At 50.2% G+C, this 26,536-nt stretch carries 26 protein-coding genes and 1 other RNA gene; 18 read left to right on the top strand and 9 right to left on the bottom strand.

Features of this window, described 5'->3' with window-relative positions; genetic code table 11:
- Positions 1 to 30 precede the first annotated feature (30 nt).
- The 5 genes from pgk (at position 31) to MPHASIOC01_RS16710 (ending at position 5,102) form a co-directional block, all read left to right on the top strand.
- On the top strand, positions 31 to 1,194 hold the full coding sequence (gene pgk, locus MPHASIOC01_RS16730) for a phosphoglycerate kinase (RefSeq protein WP_064601216.1): 1,164 nt from the start codon (positions 31 to 33) through the stop codon (positions 1,192 to 1,194).
- A 97-nt stretch (positions 1,195 to 1,291) separates the two neighbouring features.
- Positions 1,292 to 2,368: a class II fructose-bisphosphate aldolase gene (fbaA, locus tag MPHASIOC01_RS16725; protein WP_064601215.1), complete on the top strand. Its 1,077-nt coding sequence runs from the start codon at positions 1,292 to 1,294 to the stop codon at positions 2,366 to 2,368.
- Positions 2,369 to 2,546: 178 nt separating this feature from the next.
- Positions 2,547 to 3,398 (top strand): small-conductance mechanosensitive channel MscS, encoded by an 852-nt coding sequence (mscS, locus tag MPHASIOC01_RS16720; protein ID WP_064601214.1) that lies wholly within the window; start codon positions 2,547 to 2,549, stop codon positions 3,396 to 3,398.
- A gap of 225 nt (positions 3,399 to 3,623) precedes the next feature.
- Entirely contained in the window at positions 3,624 to 4,256 is a 633-nt protein-coding gene (argO, locus tag MPHASIOC01_RS16715; RefSeq protein ID WP_064601213.1) for an arginine exporter ArgO, read from the top strand.
- A gap of 114 nt (positions 4,257 to 4,370) precedes the next feature.
- Positions 4,371 to 5,102, top strand: coding sequence for an oxidative stress defense protein (locus MPHASIOC01_RS16710; protein WP_353612954.1), 732 nt, complete (start codon positions 4,371 to 4,373; stop codon positions 5,100 to 5,102).
- A gap of 70 nt (positions 5,103 to 5,172) precedes the next feature.
- Here the strand turns inward: MPHASIOC01_RS16710 and MPHASIOC01_RS16705 are convergent, their stop codons facing one another.
- Together MPHASIOC01_RS16705 and argP are read right to left on the bottom strand one after the other, a co-directional pair.
- On the bottom strand, positions 5,173 to 5,625 hold the full coding sequence (locus MPHASIOC01_RS16705) for a hypothetical protein (protein WP_353612953.1): 453 nt from the start codon (positions 5,623 to 5,625) through the stop codon (positions 5,173 to 5,175).
- Positions 5,626 to 5,775: 150 nt separating this feature from the next.
- Positions 5,776 to 6,669, bottom strand: a complete 894-nt coding sequence (gene argP, locus MPHASIOC01_RS16700) for a DNA-binding transcriptional regulator ArgP (protein WP_064601210.1) — start codon at positions 6,667 to 6,669, stop codon at positions 5,776 to 5,778.
- A 198-nt stretch (positions 6,670 to 6,867) separates the two neighbouring features.
- On the opposite strand from argP, the gene rpiA reads away from it, so the two are divergent.
- Both rpiA and serA read left to right on the top strand, forming a co-directional pair.
- Positions 6,868 to 7,527 (top strand): ribose-5-phosphate isomerase RpiA, encoded by a 660-nt coding sequence (gene rpiA / locus MPHASIOC01_RS16695; RefSeq protein ID WP_353612952.1) that lies wholly within the window; start codon positions 6,868 to 6,870, stop codon positions 7,525 to 7,527.
- Positions 7,528 to 7,808: 281 nt separating this feature from the next.
- Positions 7,809 to 9,047 carry a phosphoglycerate dehydrogenase gene (gene serA / locus MPHASIOC01_RS16690; RefSeq protein ID WP_064601208.1) on the top strand — a complete coding sequence of 413 codons (1,239 nt, stop codon included), beginning with the start codon at positions 7,809 to 7,811 and terminating at the stop codon, positions 9,045 to 9,047.
- 220 nt (positions 9,048 to 9,267) lie between these two features.
- Here serA and MPHASIOC01_RS16685 read toward each other — a convergent pair whose 3' ends face one another.
- The 3 genes from MPHASIOC01_RS16685 to zapA form a co-directional block, all read right to left on the bottom strand.
- Entirely contained in the window at positions 9,268 to 9,864 is a 597-nt protein-coding gene (locus MPHASIOC01_RS16685) for a 5-formyltetrahydrofolate cyclo-ligase (protein WP_353612951.1), read from the bottom strand.
- Positions 9,865 to 9,891: 27 nt separating this feature from the next.
- Positions 9,892 to 10,075: non-coding RNA, 6S RNA (ssrS, locus tag MPHASIOC01_RS16680), on the bottom strand.
- Positions 10,076 to 10,116: 41 nt separating this feature from the next.
- Complete coding sequence (zapA, locus tag MPHASIOC01_RS16675; protein WP_036102818.1) at positions 10,117 to 10,446, bottom strand: cell division protein ZapA; 330 nt, start codon at positions 10,444 to 10,446, stop codon at positions 10,117 to 10,119.
- Positions 10,447 to 10,611: 165 nt separating this feature from the next.
- On the opposite strand from zapA, the gene MPHASIOC01_RS16670 reads away from it, so the two are divergent.
- The 8 genes from MPHASIOC01_RS16670 (at position 10,612) to MPHASIOC01_RS16635 (ending at position 20,612) form a co-directional block, all read left to right on the top strand.
- Positions 10,612 to 11,193: a YecA family protein gene (locus MPHASIOC01_RS16670; RefSeq protein ID WP_156519119.1), complete on the top strand. Its 582-nt coding sequence runs from the start codon at positions 10,612 to 10,614 to the stop codon at positions 11,191 to 11,193.
- A gap of 33 nt (positions 11,194 to 11,226) precedes the next feature.
- Positions 11,227 to 12,540 carry a Xaa-Pro aminopeptidase gene (gene pepP, locus MPHASIOC01_RS16665; protein WP_353612950.1) on the top strand — a complete coding sequence of 438 codons (1,314 nt, stop codon included), beginning with the start codon at positions 11,227 to 11,229 and terminating at the stop codon, positions 12,538 to 12,540.
- Positions 12,537 to 13,715 carry a 2-octaprenyl-6-methoxyphenyl hydroxylase gene (gene ubiH, locus MPHASIOC01_RS16660; RefSeq protein WP_353612949.1) on the top strand — a complete coding sequence of 393 codons (1,179 nt, stop codon included), beginning with the start codon at positions 12,537 to 12,539 and terminating at the stop codon, positions 13,713 to 13,715. Before pepP ends, ubiH begins: the two co-directional genes overlap by 4 nt.
- A gap of 8 nt (positions 13,716 to 13,723) precedes the next feature.
- A complete protein-coding gene (gene ubiI, locus MPHASIOC01_RS16655; protein ID WP_064601202.1) occupies positions 13,724 to 14,932 on the top strand; it encodes an FAD-dependent 2-octaprenylphenol hydroxylase in 1,209 nt (402 codons plus the stop codon).
- A gap of 405 nt (positions 14,933 to 15,337) precedes the next feature.
- Positions 15,338 to 16,435, top strand: a complete 1,098-nt coding sequence (gcvT, locus tag MPHASIOC01_RS16650) for a glycine cleavage system aminomethyltransferase GcvT (protein ID WP_064601201.1) — start codon at positions 15,338 to 15,340, stop codon at positions 16,433 to 16,435.
- A 20-nt stretch (positions 16,436 to 16,455) separates the two neighbouring features.
- Positions 16,456 to 16,845, top strand: a complete 390-nt coding sequence (gene gcvH, locus MPHASIOC01_RS16645; RefSeq protein ID WP_064601200.1) for a glycine cleavage system protein GcvH — start codon at positions 16,456 to 16,458, stop codon at positions 16,843 to 16,845.
- Positions 16,846 to 16,918: 73 nt separating this feature from the next.
- On the top strand, positions 16,919 to 19,795 hold the full coding sequence (gene gcvP / locus MPHASIOC01_RS16640) for an aminomethyl-transferring glycine dehydrogenase (protein ID WP_353612948.1): 2,877 nt from the start codon (positions 16,919 to 16,921) through the stop codon (positions 19,793 to 19,795).
- Between the two features lie 73 nt (positions 19,796 to 19,868).
- Entirely contained in the window at positions 19,869 to 20,612 is a 744-nt protein-coding gene (locus MPHASIOC01_RS16635) for an SDR family oxidoreductase (RefSeq protein WP_353612947.1), read from the top strand.
- A gap of 108 nt (positions 20,613 to 20,720) precedes the next feature.
- Here the strand turns inward: MPHASIOC01_RS16635 and MPHASIOC01_RS16630 are convergent, their stop codons facing one another.
- From MPHASIOC01_RS16630 to MPHASIOC01_RS16620, 3 genes are all read right to left on the bottom strand, one after another.
- Entirely contained in the window at positions 20,721 to 22,154 is a 1,434-nt protein-coding gene (locus tag MPHASIOC01_RS16630) for a 6-phospho-beta-glucosidase (RefSeq protein WP_353612946.1), read from the bottom strand.
- A gap of 183 nt (positions 22,155 to 22,337) precedes the next feature.
- Positions 22,338 to 23,072: a MurR/RpiR family transcriptional regulator gene (locus MPHASIOC01_RS16625; RefSeq protein WP_064601196.1), complete on the bottom strand. Its 735-nt coding sequence runs from the start codon at positions 23,070 to 23,072 to the stop codon at positions 22,338 to 22,340.
- Positions 23,073 to 23,105: 33 nt separating this feature from the next.
- On the bottom strand, positions 23,106 to 23,708 hold the full coding sequence (locus MPHASIOC01_RS16620) for an HD domain-containing protein (protein WP_353612945.1): 603 nt from the start codon (positions 23,706 to 23,708) through the stop codon (positions 23,106 to 23,108).
- 174 nt (positions 23,709 to 23,882) lie between these two features.
- Between MPHASIOC01_RS16620 and MPHASIOC01_RS16615 the strand changes: the two genes are divergently transcribed.
- Positions 23,883 to 24,536 carry a hemolysin III family protein gene (locus tag MPHASIOC01_RS16615; RefSeq protein WP_064601194.1) on the top strand — a complete coding sequence of 218 codons (654 nt, stop codon included), beginning with the start codon at positions 23,883 to 23,885 and terminating at the stop codon, positions 24,534 to 24,536.
- A 102-nt stretch (positions 24,537 to 24,638) separates the two neighbouring features.
- Here MPHASIOC01_RS16615 and ygfZ read toward each other — a convergent pair whose 3' ends face one another.
- Complete coding sequence (gene ygfZ / locus MPHASIOC01_RS16610; RefSeq protein ID WP_353612944.1) at positions 24,639 to 25,628, bottom strand: tRNA-modifying protein YgfZ; 990 nt, start codon at positions 25,626 to 25,628, stop codon at positions 24,639 to 24,641.
- 241 nt (positions 25,629 to 25,869) lie between these two features.
- Between ygfZ and sdhE the strand changes: the two genes are divergently transcribed.
- Both sdhE and MPHASIOC01_RS16600 read left to right on the top strand, forming a co-directional pair.
- Positions 25,870 to 26,136 (top strand): FAD assembly factor SdhE, encoded by a 267-nt coding sequence (gene sdhE / locus MPHASIOC01_RS16605; protein WP_064601192.1) that lies wholly within the window; start codon positions 25,870 to 25,872, stop codon positions 26,134 to 26,136.
- Positions 26,117 to 26,524, top strand: a complete 408-nt coding sequence (locus MPHASIOC01_RS16600; protein ID WP_064601191.1) for a protein YgfX — start codon at positions 26,117 to 26,119, stop codon at positions 26,522 to 26,524. The genes sdhE and MPHASIOC01_RS16600 overlap by 20 nt, the downstream gene beginning before the upstream one ends.
- The last annotated feature ends 12 nt before the right edge of the window (positions 26,525 to 26,536 follow it).

Genomic DNA, 26,536 nt, shown 5'->3' with positions numbered 1-26,536 from the left:
AAACTTTTAGAATCAACGAGAGGATTCACCATGTCTGTAATTAAGATGTCCGATCTGGATCTGGCTGGTAAACGTGTTCTTATCCGTGCGGATCTGAACGTACCGGTTAAAGAAGGGAAAGTGACTTCTGATGCGCGTATCCGTGCATCTCTGCCTACCATTGAAATTGCCCTGAAACAAGGCGCAAAAGTGATGGTGACTTCCCATCTGGGTCGTCCGACTGAAGGCGAGTACAATGAAGAATTCTCTCTGCTGCCAGTTGTGAATTACCTGAAAGACAAACTCTCTGCGCCGGTTCGTTTAGCAAAAGACTACCTGGATGGCGTGGAAGTGGCAGCTGGTGAACTGGTTGTTCTGGAAAACGTTCGTTTTAACAAAGGCGAGAAGAAAGACGACGAAGCGCTGTCCAAAAAATACGCAGCACTGTGTGATGTTTTCGTAATGGACGCTTTCGGTACTGCTCACCGTGCTCAGGCATCAACTCACGGTGTTGGCAAATTTGCTGAAATCGCTTGCGCAGGTCCGCTGCTGGCAGCTGAACTGGACGCGCTGGGTAAAGCACTGAAAGAACCTGCCCGCCCGATGGTTGCTATCGTTGGTGGTTCTAAAGTTTCCACTAAACTGACTGTTCTTGACTCCCTGTCTAAAATCGCTGACCAGTTGATTGTTGGTGGCGGTATCGCTAACACCTTCGTTGCTGCGCAAGGCAATAAAGTGGGCAAATCTTTGTATGAACCAGACCTGGTTGAAGAAGCCAAACGCCTGCTGACTATTTGTGACATCCCGGTACCGACCGATGTTCGCGTAGCAACCGAGTTCTCTGAAACTGCTCCGGCTACGCTGAAGTCTGTTACTGAAGTGAAAGACGAAGAGCAAATTCTGGATATGGGTGATGTTTCCGCTGAGAAACTGGCTGAAATCCTGAAAAACGCTAAAACTATTCTGTGGAATGGCCCGGTTGGCGTGTTCGAGTTCCCGAACTTCCGTAAAGGCACTGAAATTGTTGCTAAAGCCATTGCTGAAAGTGATGCATTCTCTATCGCTGGTGGCGGCGATACCCTGGCAGCAATTGATCTGTTCGGTATTGCAGACAAAATTTCTTACATTTCCACCGGCGGTGGCGCTTTCCTTGAATTTGTAGAAGGTAAAGTTCTGCCAGCTGTTGCCATGCTCGAAGAGCGTGCTAAGAAGTAATACATTCGGGCAGGGTTTCCTGCCCGTCGTTTTCTGTGTGTCTGGTTAACCAGGCGCACCTCCTTTTTCCAAGGCCGAAGATACAGGACAACGTAATATGTCTAAAATTTTTGATTTCGTGAAACCTGGCGTTATCACTGGTGATGATGTTCAGAAAGTTTTCCAGGTAGCAAAAGAAAATAACTTTGCTTTACCGGCAGTGAACTGCGTCGGTACTGATTCTATTAACGCTGTTCTGGAAACGGCTGCCAAAGTTAAAGCGCCGGTAATCGTGCAGTTCTCTAACGGTGGTGCTGCATTTATCGCTGGTAAAGGCTACAAAGGTGAAGGCCAGCAGGCTGCTATTCTGGGTGCTATCTCTGGTGCGCTTCACGTTCATCATATGGCCGAACATTATGGTGTTCCGGTTATTCTGCACACTGACCACTGCGCGAAAAAACTGCTGCCGTGGCTTGATGGCCTGCTGGATGCTGGTGAAAAACACTTTGCTGCCACGGGCAAACCGCTGTTCTCTTCTCACATGATTGACTTGTCTGAAGAGTCTCTGGAAGAAAACATCGAAATCTGTTCTAAATACCTGACTCGTATGTCTAAACTGGGCATGACCCTGGAAATCGAACTGGGTTGTACGGGTGGTGAAGAAGATGGTGTGGATAACAGCCACATGGACGCTTCTGCACTGTACACTCAGCCAGAAGACGTTGATTACGCATACACTAAACTGAATGCTATCAGCCCGCGTTTCACCATCGCTGCTTCCTTCGGTAACGTACACGGTGTTTACAAACCTGGTAACGTTAAACTGACCCCGACTATTCTGCGCGATTCTCAGGAATATGTGTGCAAAAAACACAACCTGCCGCACAACAGCCTGAACTTCGTATTCCACGGTGGTTCTGGCTCAACTGCCCAGGAAATCAAAGACTCCGTAAGCTACGGTGTGATTAAAATGAACATTGATACCGATACCCAATGGGCAACCTGGGAAGGTATTCTGAACTACTACAAAGAAAACGAAGCTTATCTGCAAGGCCAGTTGGGTAACCCGAAAGGCGAAGATCAGCCGAACAAAAAATACTATGACCCGCGTGTCTGGCTGCGTGCCGGCCAGCAGTCAATGGTAGCTCGTCTGGAGAAAGCGTTCACTGAACTGAACGCAATTGACGTTCTGTAATTAGTTCGTTTCTGTCACAACTAAAAACCCGCCTCTGTGGCGGGTTTTTTTACGCCTTTTTCTGGCTTTAAAGCATAAAAATGTGAGCTGTCTGGCATAAGGCAAGCTTTTTGTTTACCCTTTAGAAACACCTTTGAGGTGTATATTTGCTTTTGACTAACGGAGACAAGGAATCCAGATGGAAGACATACATGTTGTGGACAGCATAAATGATGCAGGCACCTGGTTGATGCGCAATCAGGCTTTGTTGGTTGATTACGCCGTTAATATTGTCTCAGCCGTAGTCATCATTATTATTGGCTTTGTGGTAGCCCGCTTAATTTCTAACGCGCTGAACCGTGTTATGCAGGCCCGCAAAATTGATGCCACCGTTGCAGATTTTCTGTCTGCGCTGGTTCGCTATGGCATTATTGCGTTCACCCTGATTGCTGCATTAGGCCGAATTGGGGTACAAACCGCTTCTGTAATTGCCGTATTAGGTGCCGCCGGTTTAGCTGTTGGCCTTGCGTTGCAGGGGTCGTTGTCTAACCTTGCTGCCGGCGTTCTGCTGGTAACATTCCGCCCGTTCCGTAGTGGCGAATATGTTGACCTGGGTGGTGCTGCGGGTACCGTACTGAATGTCCAGATCTTCTCTACCACACTGCGCAGCGTGGATGGCAAGATAATCGTTGTTCCTAACGGCAAAATTATCTCTGGTGATATCATTAACTATTCGCGCGAACCTGTACGCCGTAATGATTTCATGATTGGTGTGTCCTATGATGCGGATATCGATCAGGTGAAAAAAATCATCACTGATATTCTGATGGCTGATGAACGCGTTATTAAAGATAAAGGCATCACTGTGCGTCTGCATGAACTGGGTGACTCTTCCCTTAACTTTGTAGTGCGTGCCTGGAGCAATAGTGCCGATCTCTTTGAAGTGTACTGGGATACACTGGAAAAAATTAAGAAGGCTCTGGATGCTAATGGTATTGGCATTCCTTACCCGCAAATGGATGTGCATATGATTCGTGAGCAAGAAAAATAATCTGTTGCTCTCAGGTTGTTGTGATGCCTGAGGAAAATGTGGTTTTTCTGCATAATGAAGCACGTCGATGACAGTTCTCGTCATCAGCCCGAATGGCCAGTTTGTACTGGCCATTATTATAGTCTCTATTATTAGATATTTTTATTAATAATTAGAAACATCAATTTCCACTAATAAAACAAACTACTTAGACTGCGCGCCATTCCCAAAATAAAAGGATGAACTATGTTTAGCTGGTATCTGCAAGGGCTGGCGTTGGGCGCAGCAATGATTTTACCCCTCGGGCCACAGAATGCGTTTGTAATGAATCAGGGGATTCGTCGCCAGTATCACCTGATGATTGCGGCACTGTGTTCCTTAAGTGATTTAGTGCTGATTTGTGCCGGGATTTTTGGTGGCAGCGCACTGTTGATGCAGTCGCCCTGGCTTCTGGCCCTGGTAACCTGGGGCGGCGTGGCGTTTTTGTTATGGTATGGATGGGGCGCGTTCAAAACAGTATTCAGCCGCGATATTACGCTGGATGAAGCACAAATAGCGGGCCAGGGGCGCTGGCGTATCATTACGACGATGCTGGCGGTGACATGGCTCAACCCCCATGTGTATCTGGACACTTTCGTGGTATTAGGCAGCCTGGGAGGGCAACTGGCCACTGAGCCGAAACGGTGGTTTGCTCTGGGGACTGTCAGCGCCTCGTTTCTGTGGTTTTTTGGCCTGGCACTGCTCGCGGCCTGGCTTGCCCCACGCCTGCGTACTCAACATGCGCAACGGGTTATCAATTTTGTAGTCGGTAGCGTGATGTGGTTCATTGCATTAAGACTTGCACGGGAAGGCGTTCATCATCTTCAGGGGTTGTTTTGATAACAGGCTGGCGTAATTATCCTATGGACATCTGGAGATTAATCGTTACTCTTGCTCGCAGGATGTAACGAGAAGTACTTCCTGTCAGGTTAAAAATTGCATGGAGGATAAGAAATGAAGTTTAACGTGTTGTTACTGGCAAGTGTTTTAGGATTGACCTCTTTTTCTGGTGTCGCGAATGAGTTACCGAACGGACCTCATATTGTCACATCAGGGAGTGCCAGTGTAGACGCAGTGCCAGATATCGCGACGTTATCTATCGAGGTGAGCGTTACGGCGAAGGATGCAGCCAGCGCGAAAAAACAGGCCGATGAGCGTGTTGCGCGTTACTTTTCTTTCCTGCAGGAAAAGGGTGTCGATAAAAAAGATATTGATGCGGCAAATTTACGTACTCAGCCTGAATACGAATATCTGAAAGAAGGCAAGCGCGAACTTAAAGGCTATCGTGCTGTGCGCAACGTTGTTGTTACAGTGCGCAAACTGGATGGCCTTAGCGGGTTGCTTGATGGCGCACTTAAGGCCGGGTTGAATGAAATTCGTTCCGTTTCCCTGGGAGTCTCCAGCCCGGATGCCTATAAAGAACAGGCTCGTAAGGCTGCAATCAATGACGCCATTGCACAGGCAAATTCACTTGCGCAAGGTTTCCACGCTAAATTGGGCCCGGTATACAGTGTGCGTTACCACGTAGCCAATTATCAGCCGTCGCCTGTGATGCGTATGATGAAAGCAGACGCAGCCCCTGTTTCTGCTGAAGATACCTACGACCAGCAAACGATTCAGTTTAATGATCAGGTAGATGTGGTATTCGAAATGAGCCCACAGACCGCCTCTGCTCCGGCGCAATGATAACTGTTTACGGCCAACACAAGTAAAAAAGGCTTCCACCTGGAAGCCTTTTTCATGAGCAAATGCTGGATCAGTACCAAATGGGCTGGCGGCGGGGGAATAAATTCACCGCGCTTGTGATAATCAGCGCGATGACAGCAGCAGCCACAACATAACCATATACCGAGAAATCACTTAACGGAACATGGCTTAACCGGTTGGTATTAAGTGGTTCGAAAAAGGTACTTTTCACTTGCAGCAAGGCCATCAGTACCAGCAGGTTACTGACTGCCAGCCCTAAGGTACAAACCAGGGCCTTCAGTAATGACGACATCGCAAAAACGCGCTGCAGAATCACTGTACCCAGGGTTCCGGAAATTGCGAAAACAAGGGTATGCCACATCTGGCACTCAGCCGTTGCTGCCGCGCTGGAAATAAACAGTGTCTTGCCGTGAAAGTACATCACCGCGGCCGGAAGATAAAGGCTGTAACCCAATATCCCAAACAGCCCGAGAGAAAAAATCGTGATAAATAACGTTTTCATGCCAGTCTGCAATACCCGCCTGTGCGAATTAACCGCCGCATTGTCTAACATTCCCGTGCCGACGGATAATAACCAGTTTTATCTGTTTGTTATTAAATATTACAGAGAACGCTCACCAGGGTTCGGGAAATAAACAGGCAAAAAAGACCGTTATTCCTGGCGTAATACTTTGTGCCCAAACGCCAGCAGTGCATCAGTCACTTTACGCATCATACGGCTTTCAGGAGCAAACCTGTGCCAGTAAAGCATACGGCGTTGAAACAGCCCTGGTGTTAAATCGATAAGCTCACCGCTGTTTAACTCTTTTTCAATTTGCAGATGCGGAATCATACAGCAGGTTGTTCCCTGACGTGCGAGCTGAACAAATGCTTCTGATGAGTTCACGATATGGCAGGGCACACTGCCCGGGGAAAGATCAAAGTTCTGTTGCAAAAACGCCTGATGCATATCATCAAGGTGGTCAAATGCCACGGCGGGAGCCTTCAGCAAAGATGTACGGTTAACACCATTGGGAAAATAACGTGCTGCAAAAGCTTTGGAACCGACAAACAGGTAATCCAGCGCCCCGAGTTTGTCGACCAGGCAACTGGGCAGTGCCTGAGATTGTATACTCACGGCACCAACCACTTCACCGCGGCGTAAACGCTCCTGAGTACGGGTTTCGTCTTCAACTTGCAGGTTGAGGCGAATCGGGGAATCAGCCAGTACCGGGGCTAGCGCCGGAAGCAACCAGGTTGCCAGACTGTCGGCGTTCACCGCCAGTGACAAGAGCAGTGGTGTTGACCCTGTTTGTTCATCGCCAAGCCATTCTTCTTCAAGTAATTCTACCTGGCGCAGCAATGCCAGAAGTTTCTGCCCTTGCTCTGTAGGCCGGGGAGGAACTGTTCTTACCAACAGGGGCTGACCGAACAAATTTTCCAACTGTTTGATTCGTTGAGACACCGCAGACTGGGTGATACAAAGCTTTTGTGCTGCACGCTCAAACCCGCGTTCGCGGATAACTGCGTCCAGCGCCTGTAGTGTTTTGTAGTCCGGGCGTTTCATTATTTCGGTGTGCTCCTGTTTTTTTGGCTTCTGGCACTATGACATAAAACCAGACATGATCCAGCGAAAATCCTTACATATGGCATGCAAGTTGCCTTTCATTCGGCGTATTTTGGCCTTAAACACGGTATTTTTACTGGCTCTGTTCTATAATACGCCCCCGGTTTTTTCATCTTTTCTATCACAGGCAAAAACACCATGACGCAGGATGAACTGAAAAAAGCAGTGGGATGGGCCGCTTTACAGTACGTGCAACCCGGAACTATCGTTGGTGTCGGCACGGGGTCTACCGCCGCACATTTTATTGATGCACTGGGCACTGTTAAGCATCAAATTGAGGGCGCAGTATCCAGTTCCGATGCTTCGACCGCCAAACTCAAAGCGCTGGGTATTACCGTGTTTGATCTTAACAATGTTGACGCGCTTGGTATTTATGTTGATGGCGCAGATGAGATTAACGGGCAGATGCAAATGATCAAAGGTGGTGGTGCTGCCTTAACCCGGGAAAAAATCATTGCTTCTGTAGCAGATAAATTTATCTGTATTGCTGATGCATCCAAACAGGTTGATATTTTGGGTAATTTCCCGCTGCCAGTTGAAGTTATTCCTATGGCCCGCAGCTGCGTTGCGCGCAGCCTGGTCAAGTTAGGTGGGCGCCCGGAGTATCGCCAGGGGGTTCTGACCGATAACGGTAACGTAATTCTGGATGTTTACGGTTTATCCATCATTGATCCGGTTGCCACAGAAAATGCCATTAATGCGATTCCCGGTGTGGTGACTGTTGGGTTGTTTGCCAACCGTGGCGCGGATATTGCGCTTATTGGTACAGCTGATGGTGTGAAAACTATTGTGAAATGATCTGGCTGGGGGGCTTTTCTGCCCTCCAGAAGCTGTCGTTTTGAAAAAATTTAAGAAATTTTAAATTTAGTGATAATGTTCACATTTAATTCCTGTTGTGGTTTTTATTCCTGCTTTTTTTGATTTTTTTGGCGTGAATCCCCGGCTTTCCTTCTTACTTGCATTTTGTTCAGCATAAGTGACAAAACATCGTTATTGCCGGGGGCGTAATTTTTGATATGTTGACAGAAGGCTGGCTTATTTCATGCAGCGTATTCTTTCAGATAACACAGGGTCGGGAAATGGCAAAAGTATCACTGGAGAAAGACAAGATTAAGTTCCTGCTGGTTGAAGGTGTGCATCAAAAAGCAATCGATAACCTTCGTGCTGCAGGCTACAACAACATTGAATATCATAAAGGCGCACTGGACACTGAATCACTCAAAGAGTCCATCCGTGATGCTCATTTTATTGGTTTACGATCCCGTACCCATCTGACTGAAGACGTTTTTGCCGCGGCTGAAAAATTGGTTGCGGTAGGGTGTTTCTGTATCGGTACAAATCAGGTTGACCTGGATGCAGCAGGTAAACGTGGTATCCCGGTATTTAATGCGCCGTTCTCAAATACCCGTTCTGTTGCTGAACTGGTTATTGGTGAGCTGCTGTTGCTGCTGCGCGGCGTACCGGCCGCGAACGCCAAAGCACACCGCGGTGTCTGGCATAAACAGGCAGTGGGTAGCTTTGAAGCACGCGGTAAAAAACTGGGTATTATTGGTTACGGTCATATTGGTACTCAGTTAGGGATTCTGGCCGAATCTCTGGGTATGCACGTTTATTTCTATGATATTGAAAGCAAACTGCCGTTGGGCAATGCCACCCAGGTTCAGCATTTATCAGATTTACTGAATATGAGTGACGTGGTCAGCCTGCATGTGCCGGAAAATGCATCCACCAAAAACATGATGGGTTCAGAACAGATAGCCATGATGAAGCCAGGCTCACTGTTAATTAATGCCTCCCGCGGTACTGTGGTTGACATCGACGCACTGTGCGACGCACTGGCAAGCCAGCACCTGGCCGGGGCAGCCATTGATGTCTACCCAACAGAACCGGCAACAAACAGTGACCCATTCACTTCGCCGTTGTGCGAGTTTGATAACGTGCTGCTGACTCCGCATATTGGTGGTTCAACCCAGGAAGCGCAGGAAAATATTGGTATCGAAGTGGCCGGTAAGCTGGTGAAATATTCTGATAACGGTTCAACACTTTCTGCAGTGAATTTCCCGGAAGTGTCTTTGCCTCAGCATACCAGCAGCACCAGCCGTTTGCTGCATATCCACGAGAACCGCCCCGGCATTCTGACCGCAATCAACCATATTTTTGCCGATCAGGGGATCAATATTGCAGCGCAGTACCTGCAAACTTCTCCGCATATTGGTTATGTGGTTATTGATATCAATGCGGCAGAAGATGTCGCTGATGCAGCACTGCAGAGCATGAAAGCTATTCCGGGGACAGTACGTGCCCGCCTGCTGTACTAATTAATACATTGCTGCATTGAGCCTTCCTTTGGGAAGGCTGAGGCCGATGACAAACCTCATGTCTGTACAGAACCAGAGGGTGTCACCCAATAAAAATAAGGAAAATCAATTTATTGGTTTTCGGCTGTTAACTAAAAAGAAGGAAAAACCACGTTTTTTCCTTCTTTTTCATCAATCGGAGCCTTCCTTTGGGAAGGCTTTTTTATGCGCCGGCAGTGAGTTACCAGGCCCAGAGTTTTGACGGCGTCACAATAGTGGGTAAGGGAATATCCCATCGCTCGGTGGGGAGTGCCTCCACATGCTGGCAGTCATGCGCGTAGCCTACCGGGATAAAACCATGTTCACGCCAGTTTTGTAGTGTCCGGTCATAAAACCCTCCACCCATACCCAGCCGTTGGCCAGTGCTGTCGAACGCAACCAGAGGGGTTACCAGAATATCGAGATGCTGCAAGGGCAGAATCTGGCGCACATCAAGGCGCGGCTCGGGAATTTTCAGGCGGTTGACTACCAGCTCAGTATCCGGCTCATAACGCACCATAATAAGCCCACCGGTGCTGAACGGGTGCAGAACCGGAAGGTAAACCGAGCGGTTCATTGCCCACAGGCGTTCAATCAGTGGGCGAGTGTCGAGTTCGCCGTCTACAGAGAGGAATAACCCAATATGCTGTGCGCTTGCTGCGGGGGACCAGCTCAGAAAACGTTTGGCCGCTTCATGAGCGGAAGATTGTTGCTGATGAGGAGTTAAAGCCCGCCGAACCTGTCGAATATGCTGACGAATATGTTGCCGGGAAGCAGATACATCCGGTGAGTGCGACATAGACAATGAGATGATGAAAAGAAAGAGGGAATCTCCGAGATGCCGCCGCAGGCTGTAACCCTTGAACCCGTGGTTCAAGGTGAATGTGTCGTCACGACCTTAAGGCTTCCCGGACTGACCGGGCATGCTCACCGGTCGTGGAGCGTCACATTCTGTTTGTTTGAAATATCGGCTCAGGGGACTGGCCCGCTTGCGAACATCTCAGAGAAATTTTTAATTCATGGTTACTGTACCACAGTCAACCCAGAATTGTTATTCAAACTTCGTTTCCGGCCTTTCAGTTATGCGACCTTGTTCAAGTAATGCCTGTTCAATGGTCTGCTGTAACATCCGGATTCGTTGCTCCATACTGGCAGCATAGTCACGGGTTTTCGCTTTTTCTTGTGACAGCTCATAACAGATGTTGAGCGCCGCAATGAAAACCAGTTGCTCTGTATTGGTGACTCTAGTGCGAACTTTCAGATCTTGCAACCGTTGATTCAATTCATCAGCGGCCAGATTCAGCGCATCACGTTGTTCAGGCGGACAATTCACGCGCAGTGAACGACCAAAAATTTGAATGTCGACTGGTTCTGCAGACATGACACCTTCCTGCTGTTTACTCGCCTGCCTTATCGCAGCCCTGGGGCGGCGAAGGGGCGCTACTATAGCTACCCTTATATGAAGATACAAGCCCTTTTCTGGTATCTCCTGGGGCCGAAGTGGTAGCATAACACGAACTTAGCTTCCCAACGACGAAGAATGCGCATGTCTATACAAAATGAGATGCCTGGCTATGCCAGCATAAACCAGTTGCTCAACCAACAAAATGTTGGTTTAACGCCGTCGGAAATGCACGGATTGATTAGCGGGATCTTATGTGGCGGGAACAATGACAGTTCCTGGCAACCGCTTGTCCACGATTTGACTAACGAAGGCCTGGCGTTCAGCCAGAACCTTGCTGACAGCCTGCGCCAGATGCATGGCGCCACCAGTGATGCACTGGAAGATGAAGGCTTCCAGTTCCAGTTATTCATGCCTGACGGTGAGGATGTGTCAGTGTTTGACCGTGCAGATGCTCTTTCTGGCTGGGTGAATCACTTCCTGCTGGGGCTGGGAGTGACTCAGCCGCGCCTGGATAAAGTGAAAGGTGATCTTGGCGAAGCGATTGCTGATTTACGCAATATCGCTCAACTGGGTTACGACGAAGACGAAGATATTGAAGAACTGGAAATGTCTTTGGAAGAAATTGTTGAGTATGTGCGTGTTGCGGCATTGCTGTGTTATGAAACATTTAACCGCCAGCAACCAACAGCACCGGAAGTACAACAAAAACCCACACTGCATTAATTCAACGTGGGGTCAGGAACGAAAGGAGGGGTGATGAATCAACAGGAATTTCTTCGCCGCCGTCAGGCTATGTTGGCAAAAATGGCGCCAGCCAGTGCGGCGCTGTTTTTTGCGGCTCCTGAGGCACCGCGCAGTGCTGACAGCGAGTATCCTTATCGGCAAAATAGTGATTTCTGGTACTTCACAGGTTTTAACGAGCCGGAAGCATTGCTGGTCTTAATTAAGAGCGATGATACGCACAATCACAGTGTGTTGTTTAACCGGGTGCGGGACAAAACGGCAGAAATCTGGTTTGGTCGTCGCCTGGGGCAGGAAGCTGCGCCGGAAAAACTCGGGGTGGACAGAGCTCTGGCTTTTGACGAAGTGGATGACAACCTCGCTCAACTGCTTAATGGGCTGGACTGTGTTTACCACGCGCAGGGTCTCTATGACTATGCAGACAGCATTGTTTTTGGCGCGCTGGATAAATTACGCAAAGGCAGCCGCCAGAACCTGAAAGCCCCTTCCACACTTACTGACTGGCGCCCCTGGGTGCATGATATGCGCCTGTTTAAATCACCCGAGGAAATCGCGGTATTACGCCGTGCCGGGGAGATAACCGCATTGGGCCACACCCGGGCGATGGTAAAGTGCCGCCCGGGAATGTATGAATACCAACTGGAAGGTGAAATCCTCCACGAATTTAACCATCATGGCGCACGTTATCCCTCATACAACACGATTGTCGGAGGCGGTGAAAACGGCTGTATTCTGCATTACACCGAAAATGAAAGCCTGCTGCGTGCCGGCGACCTGGTATTAATTGATGCCGGGTGCGAGCTGGAAGGGTATGCAGGGGATATTACCCGCACTTTTCCTGTTAACGGGCGCTTCACTCCGGCGCAGCGGGCGGTTTATGACATCGTACTGGAATCGCTTGAAACGGCACTTTCGTTATATGGTCCGGGTACAACCATGCAGGAAGTGACAGAAGCTGTTGTGCGCGTAATGGTCATGGGCCTGGTTCGCCTTGATATCTTACAGGGTGATATCGACGCCCTGATAACCCAAAACGCACACCGGCAATTTTTCATGCATGGCCTGAGCCACTGGCTGGGGCTTGATGTCCATGATGTCGGGGAATATGGGCCGGATCGCTCACGCCCGCTGGAACCTGGCATGGTACTGACGGTTGAACCCGGTTTGTATATTGCGCCAGATGCAGATGTACCGGAAATCTACCGGGGCATTGGTATTCGTATCGAAGATGACATTGTGATTACAGCCACCGGGAACGAAAACCTGACTGCCAGTGTAGTGAAATCTGCAGATGATATCGAAGCACTGATGGCGGCATCACACTCATGAGTATTGTGATTGCAGGAGGCGGAATGACCGGTGCGACACTGGCGCTGGCTATCTCCGCCCTTACTCAGGGTAAGTTACCTGTTCATCTCATCGAGGCCCGTTCCCCTGATGCCTGTCAGCACCCGGGGTTTGACGCCCGGGCTATTGCCCTGGCAAAAGGCACTTCCACTCAGTTAGCAAAGCTAGGGGTGTGGCAGGCATTGCAGGACTGCGCTACGCCACTGACACAAGTTCAGGTTAGCGACCGCGGTCATGCCGGGTTTGTGACACTGCAGGCCAAAGATTATGCTATTACTGAGCTGGGCCATGTTGTTGAACTCCATGATGCCGGGGTTCGCCTGTTTCGGCTATTGCGCGATGCCCCTGGTGTGACACTGCATTGCCCGGCACGGGTTGAATCTGTAACACGCAGCACTGACAGCGTTACAGTGACGCTGGATAACCAAACAACCGTTGTGGGCAAAGTGCTGGTGGCTGCTGATGGCACTCTGTCTGCTGTTGGTAAAGCTTGTGGCCTTGCCTGGCAACAAGATGACTACCAACAAGTAGCCGTCATCGCGAATGTAACAACCGCATGTTCACCAGATGGCCGGGCTTTTGAGCGCTTCACCGCCAGTGGGCCACTGGCAATGCTGCCGATGTCTGGTGGGCGCAGTTCACTGGTCTGGTGCCACCCGTTATCACAACAAGCTGAGGTTATGAGCTGGAGTGATGAGCAGTTTTGCACACAGCTTCAGCGCGCCTTTGGCTGGCGGCTGGGGCGTATTTGCCATGCAGGTGAGCGCAGTGCATACCCACTTCGGTTAACTACGGCAGTGGCCGCTACTTCGCACCGTGTAGTGGCAGTGGGTAACGCTGCACAAACCATGCACCCTATTGCCGGGCAGGGTTTTAATCTTGGCATACGCGATGTGATGTCGCTGGCTGAGGAATTCGCCAGCGCGTTTAATCAGCAGCAGGATCCGGGCTCATGTGCGGTACTGGCACGCTATAATGCGCGCCGTACTCCTGACCGGGAGGCGACAATTGGCGTCACTGATGGCCTGGTTCACTTGTTTGCCAACCCATGGGGGCCGCTGGTTGTTGGGCGCAACATAGGTTTAATGGCGATGGATATCCTGGCGCCAGTGCGTGAAGCGCTGGCAAAACGCACCCTGGGCTGGGTGATTCGGTAAGGAGCATTATGGTTCAGAGTGTGGATGTCGCCATTATTGGCGGTGGAATGGTTGGGCTGGCCGTAGCCTGCGGTCTGCAGGGTAGTGGGCTGCGGGTTGCTGTCGTGGAAAATCAGCCATGCCAGCCAGTTGATGCGTCTGCGCCTCCGGCGCTGCGCGTTTCGGCAATCAATGCGGCCAGTGAAAAATTACTGCGCCGTCTCGGAGCCTGGGAGCGAATGGCGCCACAACGTACCAGTGAATGGCATGGTATGGAAGTGTGGGAAAAAGACAGCTTTGGGCGCATAGCTTTTGATGATCGCACTGCGGGTGAGCATGCGCTGGGTTATATCATTGAGAATAGCGTGATAAACCAGGCATTGTGGCAACAGGCTGAGCAGTCGGCAGATGTCTCATTTTATGCCCCGGCTGAAGTGAATTCAGTTGCCTGGGGTGAAAATGAGGCATTTATTACGCTCAAAGATGGCGAGATGCTCACTGCCCGGCTGGTTGTCGGTGCTGATGGCGCACGCTCATGGTTGCGTAGCCAGGCGAATATACCGCTCACCTTTTGGGATTATCGGCACCATGCCCTGGTCGCCACTATTCGCACTCAGGAGCCACATCAGGCTGTTGCTCGCCAGGTATTTCATGGCGATGGCATTCTGGCTTTTCTGCCACTTAACGATCCTCACTTGTGTTCTATTGTCTGGTCATTGCCGCCCGATAAAGCCCGTGAAATGCAGGAGGCGGTCCCTGAAGTGTTTAACCGCGAACTGAGCATTGCATTTGATTTGCGCCTGGGTCGCTGTGAGTTGAGCAGTGACCGCCAGTGTTTCCCTCTTACCGGGCGTTATGCGCGGCAGTTTGCCGCTCACCGGCTGGCTTTGGTAGGCGATGCAGCACACACCATTCACCCGCTGGCGGGGCAGGGCGTGAACCTGGGCTTTATGGATGCAGCTGAGTTGGTGGGGGAATTACGGCGTTTGCACCAGCAAGGAAAAGATATCGGTCAGTACCTGTATCTGAAACGCTATGAAAGGCAGCGTAAATACAATGCCGCATTGATGCTGGCTGGCATGCAATCCTTCCGTGAATTGTTCGCAGGTACTAACCCGGCACTGAAACTGGTGCGTGATGTTGGCCTGAAACTCGCCGACACATTACCCGGCGTTAAACCCCGCATTATTCGCCAGGCAATGGGGCTTAATAATTTACCCCAATGGTTGCGTGATTGATCATCAGCGCCGTGTTTACGGTTGGTAAACCGGCGCGCCTTTCATTTGAAATATTCTAATTTCACTCCTTTTTTCAGATTAGTTTTATTTATCTGAATTTTTTCCTGAATTTCGCGTTTTCCTGAGTATTTGGAGATTAATATCATTTAAATCGGAAACCGGTACGCAAAAGCTGGAGAAAATTTTATGTTTTTGTGGTTAATCCAGTTTAATTAACTGGTAGTTGTGTTGTTAAAAATACTCATAAGATAAAGTGATGACCCATTTTACCTTATGGTTAAGCAGGCTTTTCAGTGGTAAGTTCAGGCAAAAGATAACGTTTGCGTCGGGGCAAGTCAGGGTATTGTTTTCCCCAGGCCAGACGTGAGCGTTCCGCAATTGCGGGCTATTACTGAAGAGGACAACATGACTCAGCAAACTCCGTTGTTTGAGCAGCATAAACAGTGCGGCGCGCGCATGGTGGATTTCCATGGCTGGATGATGCCACTGCATTATGGCTCGCAAATTGATGAACACCACGCCGTGCGCACGGATGCCGGGATGTTTGATGTGTCGCATATGACGATTGTCGATCTTCATGGCGAACGCACCCGTGAATTCTTGCGCTATTTGCTGGCAAATGATGTCGCGAAGCTAACCCAGCCAGGCAAAGCACTGTATACCGGGATGCTTAACGCCTCAGCGGGTGTCATCGACGATCTGATTGTCTATTTTCTCTCCGACTCCTGGTTCCGCCTGGTCGTCAACTCTGCAACCCGTGAAAAAGATCTTGCCTGGATCAATCAACAGGCAGCCTCTTATAGCATTGATATCAGCGTGCGCGATGACTTGTCATTGATTGCCGTACAGGGCCCGAATGCACAGCAGAAAGCGGCAACGTTGTTTACTGCACAGCAGCAACAGGCTGTTGCAGGTATGAAACCTTTCTTCGGCGTACAATCCGGGGATTTTTTCATTGCAACAACCGGTTATACCGGTGAAGCCGGGTACGAGATTGCACTGCCGGCAGAGCAGGCCGCAGATTTTTGGGAACAACTGGTTAAGGCCGGGGTGAAACCTTGTGGCCTGGGGGCCCGGGATACCCTGCGCCTTGAAGCCGGAATGAATTTATATGGCCAGGAGATGGACGAAAGCGTGTCTCCCCTGGCTGCAAATATGGGCTGGACTATTGCATGGCAACCTGAAGATCGCGACTTTATTGGGCGCGATGCTCTTGAAGCTCAACGCCTGCATGGTACCGAGCAACTGGTGGGCCTGGTGATGACCGAAAAAGGTGTACTGCGTGGTGGTTTACCTGTTCGTTTCACCGACACTGAAGGCACAGCACGCGAAGGTGTTATCACCAGTGGCTCTTTTTCTCCAACCTTAGGCTACAGTATTGCGCTGGCACGCGTACCGGCAGGTATTGGCAGCACAGCGGTTGTGCAGATCCGTAACCGGGAAATGCCGGTGCATGTGACTAAACCGATTTTTGTTCGCGCCGGTAAACCGGTGGCTCAGTAAATTTTTATCAGGAGAGAATTATGAGCAATGTGCCTAATGAGCTGAAATACACCAAAGAGCATGAGTGGCTGCGTAAAGAAGAAGATGGTACTTACACTGTAGGTATTACCGAGCATGCGCAAGAGCTGCTGGGCGATATGGTGTTTGTCGATCTGCCGGAAGTGGGAGCCACTGTCAGCGCTGGTGATGACTGTGCCGTTGCTGAATCTGTTAAAGCGGCTTCAGACATCTATGCGCCAGTAAGTGGTGAGATTGTCGCTGTTAACGAAGAGCTGAATGACAGCCCGGAACAGGTCAACAGCGAGCCTTATGGCAATGGCTGGATTTTCAAAATTAAAGCCAGCGATACCTCTGAGATTGATGCGCTGCTGGATGCAGAAGCCTATGAGGCACTGCTGGAAGACGAGTAAAACCCGGGGGCTGGTAACTGCCAGCCCTGTAGCTATCTACTTATCGTAAGTTTCGTTTCAGGAAATACCGCCCATGACCCAGACCTTAAGCCAACTGGAAAACAATGAAGCGTTTATCGGTCGCCATATTGGCCCGTCGCCTGATCAACAGCAGGCCATGCTCGCTGTAGTTGGTGCCGATTCACTGGATGCGCTGACCGGGCAAATTGTGCCCAAAGATATTCAACTGGCACAACCACCTTATATTGGTGAAGCGGCTACCGAAGCGCAGGCGCTGGCTGAATTAAAAACAATTGCCAGCCGTAACAAGCGTTTCCGTTCGTTTATAGGTATGGGGTATACGGCGGTTCATACGCCACCCGTTATTTTGCGTAACATGTTGGAAAACCCTGGCTGGTACACGGCTTATACCCCGTATCAGCCTGAGGTTTCTCAAGGGCGCCTGGAAGCTTTGCTGAATTTCCAGCAGGTGACACTCGACCTCACCGGTATGGACATGGCCTCCGCTTCTTTGCTGGATGAAGCGACTGCGGCTGCAGAAGCTATGGCGATGGCAAAACGCGTCAGTAAGCTCAAGAACGCCAACCGCTTTTTTGTCGCCAATGACGTCCATCCGCAAACGCTGGATGTTGTCCGTACCCGCGCAGAAACCTTTGGTTTTGAGGTTGTAGTGGATGACGCTGATAAAGTGCTGGAACTCCCGGATATCTTTGGTGTGTTGCTGCAGCAGGTAGGAACCACTGGTGAAGTGCATAACTACAGCGACTTAATCGCGCAACTGAAGCAGCGTAATATCGTGGTGAGTGTTGCGGCAGATATTATGGCGCTGGTGATGCTGACAGCACCCGGTAAGCAAGGTGCTGATATCGTTTTCGGTTCCGCACAGCGTTTTGGCGTGCCGATGGGTTACGGTGGCCCACATGCTGCATTCTTCGCAGCGCGTGACGCGCATAAGCGTGCGATGCCAGGGCGGCTTATTGGTGTATCCCGCGATGCAGCTGGTAACATTGCATTGCGTATGGCGATGCAAACCCGCGAACAACATATTCGCCGTGAAAAGGCGAACTCCAATATTTGTACGTCACAGGTTTTACTGGCCAATATCGCCAGCCTGTATGCTGTATGGCACGGCCCGGTTGGGCTGAAACGTATTGCCGGGCGTATTCACCGCTTTACCGATATTCTGGCCTGTGGCCTGAAGCAAAAAGGGGTTTCACTACGTCATCAGCACTGGTTTGACACACTGTGTGTGGAAGTGAGTGATAAAGGCAGTGTGCTGGCGCGTGCTCAGGAACAAGGTATCAACCTGCGTAGCGATATTCATAATGCAGTGGGGATTACTCTGGATGAAACCACTACCCGGGAAGATGTTCTCAGCCTGTTTAGCGTGTTGTTGGGCGACGATCATGGTCTGGATATTGCCCCACTGGATAAAGAAACCGCACTGGACAGCCGCTCACTACCGGCAGAAATGCTGCGTAACGATGCCATACTGACGCATCCGGTTTTCAACCGTTATCACAGTGAAACTGAGATGATGCGCTATATGCACAGCCTGGAGCGCAAAGACCTGGCACTGAATCAGGCCATGATCCCACTGGGCTCCTGCACCATGAAGCTCAATGCTGCGGCTGAAATGATCCCCATTACCTGGCCTGAATTTGCCGAACTGCACCCATTCTGCCCGGTGGATCAGGCTGAAGGTTATCATTACATGATTAACCAACTGTCTGAGTGGCTGGTGAAACTGACCGGATATGATGCCCTGTGTATGCAGCCTAACTCGGGTGCCCAGGGGGAATATGCCGGCCTGCTGGCGATTCGCCGTTATCACGAAAGCTGCAACCAGGGGCAGCGCGATATCTGCCTTATCCCCAGTTCAGCTCACGGTACCAACCCGGCATCAGCACAAATGGCGGGCATGCAGGTGGTCGTGGTGGCCTGTGATAAGCAAGGCAATATCGACCTCGATGATTTGCGTGCCAAAGCAGAGGCAGCTGGTGACAAACTCTCCTGCATCATGGTGACATACCCGTCCACCCATGGCGTGTATGAAGAAACTATTCGCTCTGTGTGTGACATTGTGCACCAGGCGGGTGGCCAGGTTTACCTGGATGGCGCGAATATGAATGCTCAGGTTGGCATTACATCACCCGGTTTTATTGGCTCGGATGTATCACATCTCAACCTGCACAAAACCTTCTGTATTCCTCACGGCGGTGGCGGCCCGGGAATGGGGCCGATTGGTGTTAAAGCACACCTGGCTCCGTTTGTTCCAGGCCACAGCGTGGTGCAAATTGAAGAAATGCTGACCCAGCAGGGCGCGGTGTCTGCCGCACCATTTGGCAGTGCTTCCATTCTGCCTATTAGCTGGATGTACATACGCATGATGGGTTCACAAGGCCTGAAGCAGGCCAGTCAGACGGCAATTCTGAATGCCAACTATATTGCCACACGCCTTAAAGATGCCTATCCGGTGCTGTATACCGGCCAGGATGGCCGTGTGGCACACGAATGTATTCTGGATATCCGCCCGCTGAAAGAGCAAACCGGTATCAGTGAACTGGATATCGCGAAACGCCTGATTGATTATGGGTTCCATGCTCCAACCATGTCTTTCCCGGTAGCCGGTACGCTGATGGTGGAACCGACGGAATCGGAAAGCAAAGTTGAACTGGATCGCTTTATTGATGCCATGCTGGCTATCCGCGGTGAAATTGCCAAAGTTGGTGCGGGTGAATGGGCCCTGGATGATAACCCACTGGTGAATGCACCGCACACACAGCAAGAACTGGCTCAGGCTGAGTGGCCGCACAGCTATACCCGTGAACTTGCTGCGTTCCCGGCGGGTTACGGCAATAAATACTGGCCGACGGTTAAACGCCTGGACGATGTTTACGGTGACCGCAACCTGTTCTGCTCCTGTGTCCCGATGAGCGAATACGACTAGTCAAATTTTGTTTTTTGTTAATTTTATGTTAAGGGTGCTTCGGCACCCTTTTTATTTTGGAGTAAAGCAAAGGATGAAAATAGCACTGGTGACAGGCGCCAGCCGTGGAATCGGGCGGGCAACGGCACAATTATTAGCGCAAAGCGGCTATGCTGTGGTGGTTCACTACCGCGAAAACCAGCAAGCGGCAGATGAAGTGGTTACCGATATTGTTCAGCATGGTGGGCAGGCATGGGCGTATCCGGCTGATATGTCACAAGAAACGGACATCGTAAATTTATTTGCCTGGATTGATACGTTGCCGGGCTCACTACATGCACTGGTCAATAATGCTGGTGTGTTATTTCCTCAGACGGGTATTGAAGGGCTGGATGCTGAGCGAATCAACGCAGTATTACATACCAATGTTACCGGCCCTTTTATTTGCTGCCGGGAAGCGGTAAAACGCATGAGCCAGCACTCAGGTAACCCGGGAGGCGCTATTGTGAATGTTTCTTCTGCGGCGGCCCGTCTTGGGGCACCTGGCGAATATGTTGATTACGCCGCGTCAAAAGGCGCGCTGGATACATTGACCCGGGGGTTATCGCTGGAAGTGGCTGCTCTGGGGATCCGCGTGAATGGTGTCCGGCCTGGGTTTATTTATACCGGGATGCATGCCAGTGGTGGTGAACCCGGTCGGGTAGACAGAATTAAGTCCCGTTTGCCCATGCAACGCGGGGGAGAACCCAATGAAGTGGCTCAGGCAATTGTCTGGTTACTCAGTGACAATGCGTCTTACGTGACAGGCTCATTTATTGATTTGGCTGGTGGGCTGTAAAAATGCCTGTAGCCCTGCCGCAAGGTGACCTGCACGCAGGCTGGTATCAGCCTGTAAAAGAAAAAGCCCCGCAGTACGCGGGGCCTGAGAAAGATGCTGGTTGGGTTATCAGAGTTCTTCACCATTGCTGGCAATCACGCCCTGATACCACCAGAAGCTTTTCTTCCGCGAGCGGGACATATCACCCGTGCCATCATCGTGTTTATTCACATAAATAAACCCGTAGCGCTTGCTGTATTGCCCGGTAGTGAAAGAGACGCAGTCAATGCAGCCCCATGGGGTATAGCCCATCAGATCCACACCATCATAAGTGACAGCTTTCACCATTTGTTCGACATGTGCGCGCAGGTACTCAATACGGTAGTCATCATTGATACTGCCATCCTCTTCAACTTTGTCGTAAGCGCCAAAGCCATTTTCGACAATGAACAGCGGTTTCTGATAGCGTTCATACAGTTCACACAGAGCATAACGCAGGCCAACCGGGTCAATCTGCCAGCCCCAGTCAGAGGCTTTAACATGTGGGTTCGGTACGCTGCCTTCAAAACCGGAAATGGCATCGCCACTGCCACCTTCTGCTTTTACCGCATTGGTCATGTAATAGCTGAATCCCAGGTAATCACAGCATCCTTCACGCAGAATTTGCTCGTCACCTTCTTCCATGTGGATAGTAAACCCACGGCGTTCCCATTCGTTGAGTACATAAGCCGGGTAGTAGCCCCGCAATTGCACATCGGTAAAGACATAGCGTTCACGCATGGATTCCTGTGCATACATCACGTCATCCGGGTTACAGGTAAACGGATACAACGGCACCATGGCAAGCATGCAGCCAATTTTCATTTCCGGGTTGATTTGGTGGCCGGCTTTAACCGCCATTGCGCTGGCAACAAACTGGTGATGCAGAACCTGATACATGGTTTCTTCAGGGTTCTCATGGTCGGTATACACCACACCAGAGCAGCAATAACCAAATAAAGGCGCGCGCCAGTTACGCTGGTTATTAATTTCGTTGAACGTCATCCAGTATTTCACTTTGGATTTATAACGCTCAAACACCACTTCGGCGAAGCGAACGAAGAAATCGACAACTTTACGGTTAGTCCAGCCGCCGTATTCCTGCACCAGGTGTAAAGGCATTTCAAAATGCGACAGGGTGATGACTGGCTCAATATTGTATTTGAGCATTTCATCAAACATGTCGTCGTAAAATTTCAGGCCCTCTTCATTTGGCTGGGCTTCGTCTCCTTTGGGAAAAATTCGCGTCCAGGCAATGGATGTCCGGAAGCATTTGAAGCCCATTTCGGCAAACAGCTTAATGTCTTCTTTGTAATGACCATAGAAGTCGACTGCTTCATGGTTAGGGTAGTATTTACCTGTTTCTGGTTGCTGGGTAATCTCGCGTGGCACACCGTGAGCGCCACCGGTCAGCACATCACAAATGCTGGGGCCTTTTCCACCTTTATCCCAGCCACCTTCAACCTGGTGTGCTGCAACAGCGCCACCCCACAAAAAATCCTTTGGCAGTGTGAGTTTTTTCATAACGTCCTCTGAGTGTTGTGCACGCGATATCCTGGTTTTACCGCCCGAAAATTGGGTGCAAAACAGAACGGATATTCAGCAGTTAAAGTCATGATTCAGAGTCTGTCAAAAGCAGGTGCAAATGTCACGATATAACAAAATCAGTGAGTTGTGACTAGTTACATGTAAAAAACAGGACGTTTTTTAGGCCAGTTTTCGGGCGAGTTTCCGGCCTAATGTTTCCAGAATATAGACGACAGGTAACTGGCTGGTAATGTCGTGATTGCCGGAAATACGCATCTGGGGAATATGCCAGGAAATATTGAAATCCGCCATACGAGCCAGTGACGAGTTGTCATTGCTGGTGATTGACATAACTTTGCAGTGATGCAGGCTGAACTGGCTGGCAAACCGCAAAATTTCCGGTGTTTCTCCAGAAACGGAAAGTACAATGGCCAGCGCGTTTTTCGCCATATCGTTATTGACCGGGAAATATGGGTCGTCAATATGGTTACTGAATTTTCCCATATTGGAGAAAAAACGCGCACCGTATTTCGCCATAGAGCCTGATGTGCTGGCACCCACAAATATAATACGCTCTGAATGGCAGATAATATCAACTGCCTGGTTAAGCAACGCATCAAACTCCGGGTTATTCACACTGTTAAAGAAACTGATGATTTCACCGGTGCCAAAATTGGCGGGCAGTGGTTCGGCCTGAGATAAATAGAGCTTAAAACGCACACGAAACTCAGAATAACCATCACAACCCAGCTTGCGGCAGAAACGTAAGACCGTGGTTGTGGAAACCCCGGCGGCTTCTGCCAGTTCCCGGATAGTCATATACATCACGGCATCATGATTCTTGATGGCGTAGTTGTAGACCAGTAATTCCAGGTTGTTCAGTCCGGCTATTGCCGCATGGTTAAATAAGGTCACAGCGAGTATCCTGAATCATAAAGCCAATGGTCGTTAGCGTAACCAGCCTTTTTCGTGAGCGGCATATAACTGTGTTTTGACATGTTCCCATAAGTCAGGCCAGACGTTGCCAACGCAGGTATTACGGCTGAGGACTTGCTCAAGCCGGACCTGGTTTTCCTGCCAGCTTTGCCCTTCATTATGCAGGTTTTGCAGTACCGGTAACACTCTGTCCAGTGCGCCTGCAAATTGGGCGTCGGGCGTGGTGCCTTCTTCATATTCCTGCCAGAGTGCCAAAAACTGGCTATTTTGTGGGGCGGGCAGCAGGCCAAATAAGCGCTCAGCCGCCAGGGCTTCCTGGCTGGCAATGGCGGCGCGGGCTTCCAGGTCGTATACCAGCACATCGCCGGTATCTATTTCAACAATATCATGTAGTAGCGCCATTTTTATTACCCGGTCAATATCTACCTTGCCGCCTGCAAAAGGTGCCAGGCTCATTGCGGCTACGGCAAAATGCCAACTGTGCTCAGCACTGTTTTCAGGACGCCCTGCGCCTAACAGCCGGGTACGGCGTTCAACTCGTTTGAGTTTATCAATTTCCATAAGAAAATTAATGATATCGGTAAATTTACCAAAACCAGGAGTACCACCGGCCATCGTCTTTATCCTGCTGTTATGTGCTGGCGCAAATTGTAAATCAAATTTCACTTACCTGCGATCAACCTGGAAATACCTGTACACATATTAAATTTCAGTGAACATGTGTTCACTGAAATCATTCTCAGTTAGGCTATATGTGCGGTGACCTTATTACTACCAGGAGTTGATCTTATGGCCCGGAAAGAACGTGTTGCACAGGGATATTCATTGGCAGAAGAGATTGCCAACAGTATCAGCCATGGGATAGGCCTGGTGTTTGGCATCGTTGGGCTGGTGTTATTACTGATTCAGGCCGTGGATACAAGGGCAGGGGCGACAGCCATAACCAGTTACAGCCTGTACGGCGGCAGCATGATATTGCTGTTCCTGGCGTCCACGCTCTACCACGCCATTCCGCATGCACGTATTAAACCGCTGCTGAAAAAATTTGACCACTGTGCCATCTACCTGTTGATTGCCGGTACTTATACACCGTTTTTGCTGGTTGGGTTGCGCTCGCCACTGGCCCATACCTTAATGGTTATTATCTGGAGCCTGGCATTAGCGGGAATTCTGTTTAAGCTCACCATTGCTCACCGGTTTAAAGTGCTGTCGTTGGTAACTTACCTGGCCATGGGGTGGCTTTCATTACTGGTGGTGTACCAACTGGCAATGCGTATAGCTCCGGGAGGCGTTACTTTACTGGCCGCTGGCGGGGTGGTGTATTCACTTGGCGTGATTTTCTATGTTTGCCGACGTATTCCTTTTAACCATGCCATTTGGCACGGTTTTGTGTTGGGTGGGAGCGTGTGCCACTTCCTGGCGATTTACTTTTATGTGGGGTAAAGCTGGCAGGATAAAATAACAGGCAGGCTCAAGCGCTCATCTGCTGAAGTGCGCCAGGCTGAGCGCGTTTTCCCCAGGCCTGGCGCTAAAGCAAGGTGGGTATCAGTCTTCTTCTTCAAGTGAATAAGGCAGTTGCTCAAGATTGAGTTCGCTGCTTTCGTCGCCCAAAACACGGAATACAGTGCCTGGTTCGATATCGTTATTCATTACGGCCTGAACCAGTATTCTGCCATCTTCCAACGATACAGCTGCCAGAACACGCCCGGTACGCCGCCAGTTGTCACCCATTTTCATTTCCAGCGCATCTGCTGGCGCGGGAACATGCGCGGCTTTACCCGCCAACAACCACATGGCGCGCTTGTTGGCTCCGCGGAATTTTGCCCGTGCCACCATCTCTTGCCCGGTATAACACCCTTTTTTAAAGCTGATTCCCCCCAGAGCCTGTAAATTTGTTGCCTGCGGGATGAACTCATTGGTGTTGGCTAAATCAATAATGGGGTAGCCTGCTTCAATATCCAGTGCCAGCCATTGCTGGCTGTTATTACGCTGAGCTTCGCCTTTGAGTTTATCAGCAACTACCTGAGCCTGTGCTGCGTCAGTGACCAGTAAAAAGCGCTCGGCGGGTAAAGGTAACCACAGTAACGTGGTGCTGCCATCCTGCACAACTGGCTGGCTTGCATCAGGCAGGGTTGTATAAACAGAGGCCAGTGCAGCACGAGCCTGAAAACCGGCCAGCCCCAGCAACACGGCGCTGACATCTGGTGCGATGGTGACTTTGGAAAAAACAGCGTATTTTTTGATTTCACTTAACTGGGTTTCGCAAACGCTGCGGCGCAGCACCCAGGAGAAACCTTCTTCACCAGAAAATAACCGCAGGTTACTCCACATTTTCCCTTTGGCATCGCAATGTGCGGTCAGCACATGTCCATGTTCCGTTAGCTGAGCAATATCTGCAGTAAGTTGCCCCTGAAGATATGTTTTACTGTCAGGGCCGCTGATGGTGCCAACGGCCCAGTCATCGAGCGTCATTAATGTCAAAGGAAGGCGCGCTGCGTTAACCGCCTGACGAGGCGCAAACGGATTGAAAGACATAGTGTTAGTCCCGTTTAAATGAGTGCGATATCCAACTATGGTAAAAGAGACGCAAGCCATTGCAAGGGCTTTCACCATACCTTTTGTGCCTTTGCGCGCAGGGCTGCAGGCTAATGTAATAACCTGCAACATTAAGAATAAAGTTAGAAGGATCAAGGAAAATCGCAGATTCCGGTGAAGAGTAGTGATAAAACAAGGTAAACTAGCCCGGTACCCGCTTGTGTATTACAGGAAAGAATGTATGGATATCAATAATAAAGCTCGTATTCATTGGGCATGCCGTCGCGGTATGCGCGAGTTAGACATTTCCATCATGCCTTTTTTCGAGCATGAATATGACACGTTGAGTGACAACGACAAACAAGCGTTTGTACGGTTGCTTACTTGTGATGACCCGGATCTCTTTAACTGGCTGATGAACCACGGTTCACCAGAGGATCCGGAACTGGCCCGAATGGTTGCACTGATTCAGTCACGGAATATGGCTCGTGGTCCTGTGGCACTCTGACCTGCGGGTTTCCTGGCAAACACAATGGCTTTCACTGCTGCTGCACGGTTTAGTTGCTGCGGCAGTGTTGTTTTTGCCCTGGCCACTGGCCTGGACGCCAGTATGGTTGTTGCTGGTTTCGCTGGTGGTGTTCGACTGTGTAAGAAGCCAGCGGCGTATCAATGCCAGCCATGGTGAATTGCAACTGTTAACCGAAAACCGGGTTAAATGGCAAGAGGCTGAGTGGGCGCTGGCAGGGCAACCCTGGATGTTGAAGTATGGTATTTTGCTGCGTTTGCGCCGGATTTCGGGAGGGCGCAAACACCATTTGTGGCTGGCAGCAGACAGCATGGACCAGAAAGCATGGCGTGATTTGCGCCGCTTACTGAATCAACACGGCGATACATAAGTATTTCCGGGT

This window comes from Mangrovibacter phragmitis (genome assembly GCF_040429585.1).
GTDB lineage: Bacteria > Pseudomonadota > Gammaproteobacteria > Enterobacterales > Enterobacteriaceae > Mangrovibacter > Mangrovibacter phragmitis.
Note: the sequence above shows the minus strand (reverse complement) of the source record. Positions and strands in the feature narration are given on the sequence as shown.

Bases quoted from the DNA above. Each gene is read 5' to 3' on its own strand.
- MPHASIOC01_RS16620 (WP_353612945.1), bottom strand. From the start codon at position 23,708: ATGGCCGGTGGTACTCCTGGTTTTGGTAAATTTACCGATATCATTAAT.
- MPHASIOC01_RS16710 (WP_353612954.1), top strand. From the start codon at position 4,371: ATGAAGTTTAACGTGTTGTTACTGGCAAGTGTTTTAGGATTGACCTCT.
- rpiA (WP_353612952.1), top strand. From the start codon at position 6,868: ATGACGCAGGATGAACTGAAAAAAGCAGTGGGATGGGCCGCTTTACAG.
- MPHASIOC01_RS16615 (WP_064601194.1), top strand. From the start codon at position 23,883: ATGGCCCGGAAAGAACGTGTTGCACAGGGATATTCATTGGCAGAAGAG.
- mscS (WP_064601214.1), top strand. From the start codon at position 2,547: ATGGAAGACATACATGTTGTGGACAGCATAAATGATGCAGGCACCTGG.
- ygfZ (WP_353612944.1), bottom strand. From the start codon at position 25,628: ATGTCTTTCAATCCGTTTGCGCCTCGTCAGGCGGTTAACGCAGCGCGC.
- MPHASIOC01_RS16670 (WP_156519119.1), top strand. From the start codon at position 10,612: ATGTCTATACAAAATGAGATGCCTGGCTATGCCAGCATAAACCAGTTG.
- argO (WP_064601213.1), top strand. From the start codon at position 3,624: ATGTTTAGCTGGTATCTGCAAGGGCTGGCGTTGGGCGCAGCAATGATT.
- argP (WP_064601210.1), bottom strand. From the start codon at position 6,669: ATGAAACGCCCGGACTACAAAACACTACAGGCGCTGGACGCAGTTATC.
- pepP (WP_353612950.1), top strand. From the start codon at position 11,227: ATGAATCAACAGGAATTTCTTCGCCGCCGTCAGGCTATGTTGGCAAAA.
- sdhE (WP_064601192.1), top strand. From the start codon at position 25,870: ATGGATATCAATAATAAAGCTCGTATTCATTGGGCATGCCGTCGCGGT.
- gcvT (WP_064601201.1), top strand. From the start codon at position 15,338: ATGACTCAGCAAACTCCGTTGTTTGAGCAGCATAAACAGTGCGGCGCG.
- MPHASIOC01_RS16635 (WP_353612947.1), top strand. From the start codon at position 19,869: ATGAAAATAGCACTGGTGACAGGCGCCAGCCGTGGAATCGGGCGGGCA.
- zapA (WP_036102818.1), bottom strand. From the start codon at position 10,446: ATGTCTGCAGAACCAGTCGACATTCAAATTTTTGGTCGTTCACTGCGC.
- MPHASIOC01_RS16705 (WP_353612953.1), bottom strand. From the start codon at position 5,625: ATGAAAACGTTATTTATCACGATTTTTTCTCTCGGGCTGTTTGGGATA.
- MPHASIOC01_RS16685 (WP_353612951.1), bottom strand. From the start codon at position 9,864: ATGTCGCACTCACCGGATGTATCTGCTTCCCGGCAACATATTCGTCAG.
- ubiH (WP_353612949.1), top strand. From the start codon at position 12,537: ATGAGTATTGTGATTGCAGGAGGCGGAATGACCGGTGCGACACTGGCG.
- gcvP (WP_353612948.1), top strand. From the start codon at position 16,919: ATGACCCAGACCTTAAGCCAACTGGAAAACAATGAAGCGTTTATCGGT.
- gcvH (WP_064601200.1), top strand. From the start codon at position 16,456: ATGAGCAATGTGCCTAATGAGCTGAAATACACCAAAGAGCATGAGTGG.
- serA (WP_064601208.1), top strand. From the start codon at position 7,809: ATGGCAAAAGTATCACTGGAGAAAGACAAGATTAAGTTCCTGCTGGTT.
- MPHASIOC01_RS16630 (WP_353612946.1), bottom strand. From the start codon at position 22,154: ATGAAAAAACTCACACTGCCAAAGGATTTTTTGTGGGGTGGCGCTGTT.
- fbaA (WP_064601215.1), top strand. From the start codon at position 1,292: ATGTCTAAAATTTTTGATTTCGTGAAACCTGGCGTTATCACTGGTGAT.
- ubiI (WP_064601202.1), top strand. From the start codon at position 13,724: ATGGTTCAGAGTGTGGATGTCGCCATTATTGGCGGTGGAATGGTTGGG.
- pgk (WP_064601216.1), top strand. From the start codon at position 31: ATGTCTGTAATTAAGATGTCCGATCTGGATCTGGCTGGTAAACGTGTT.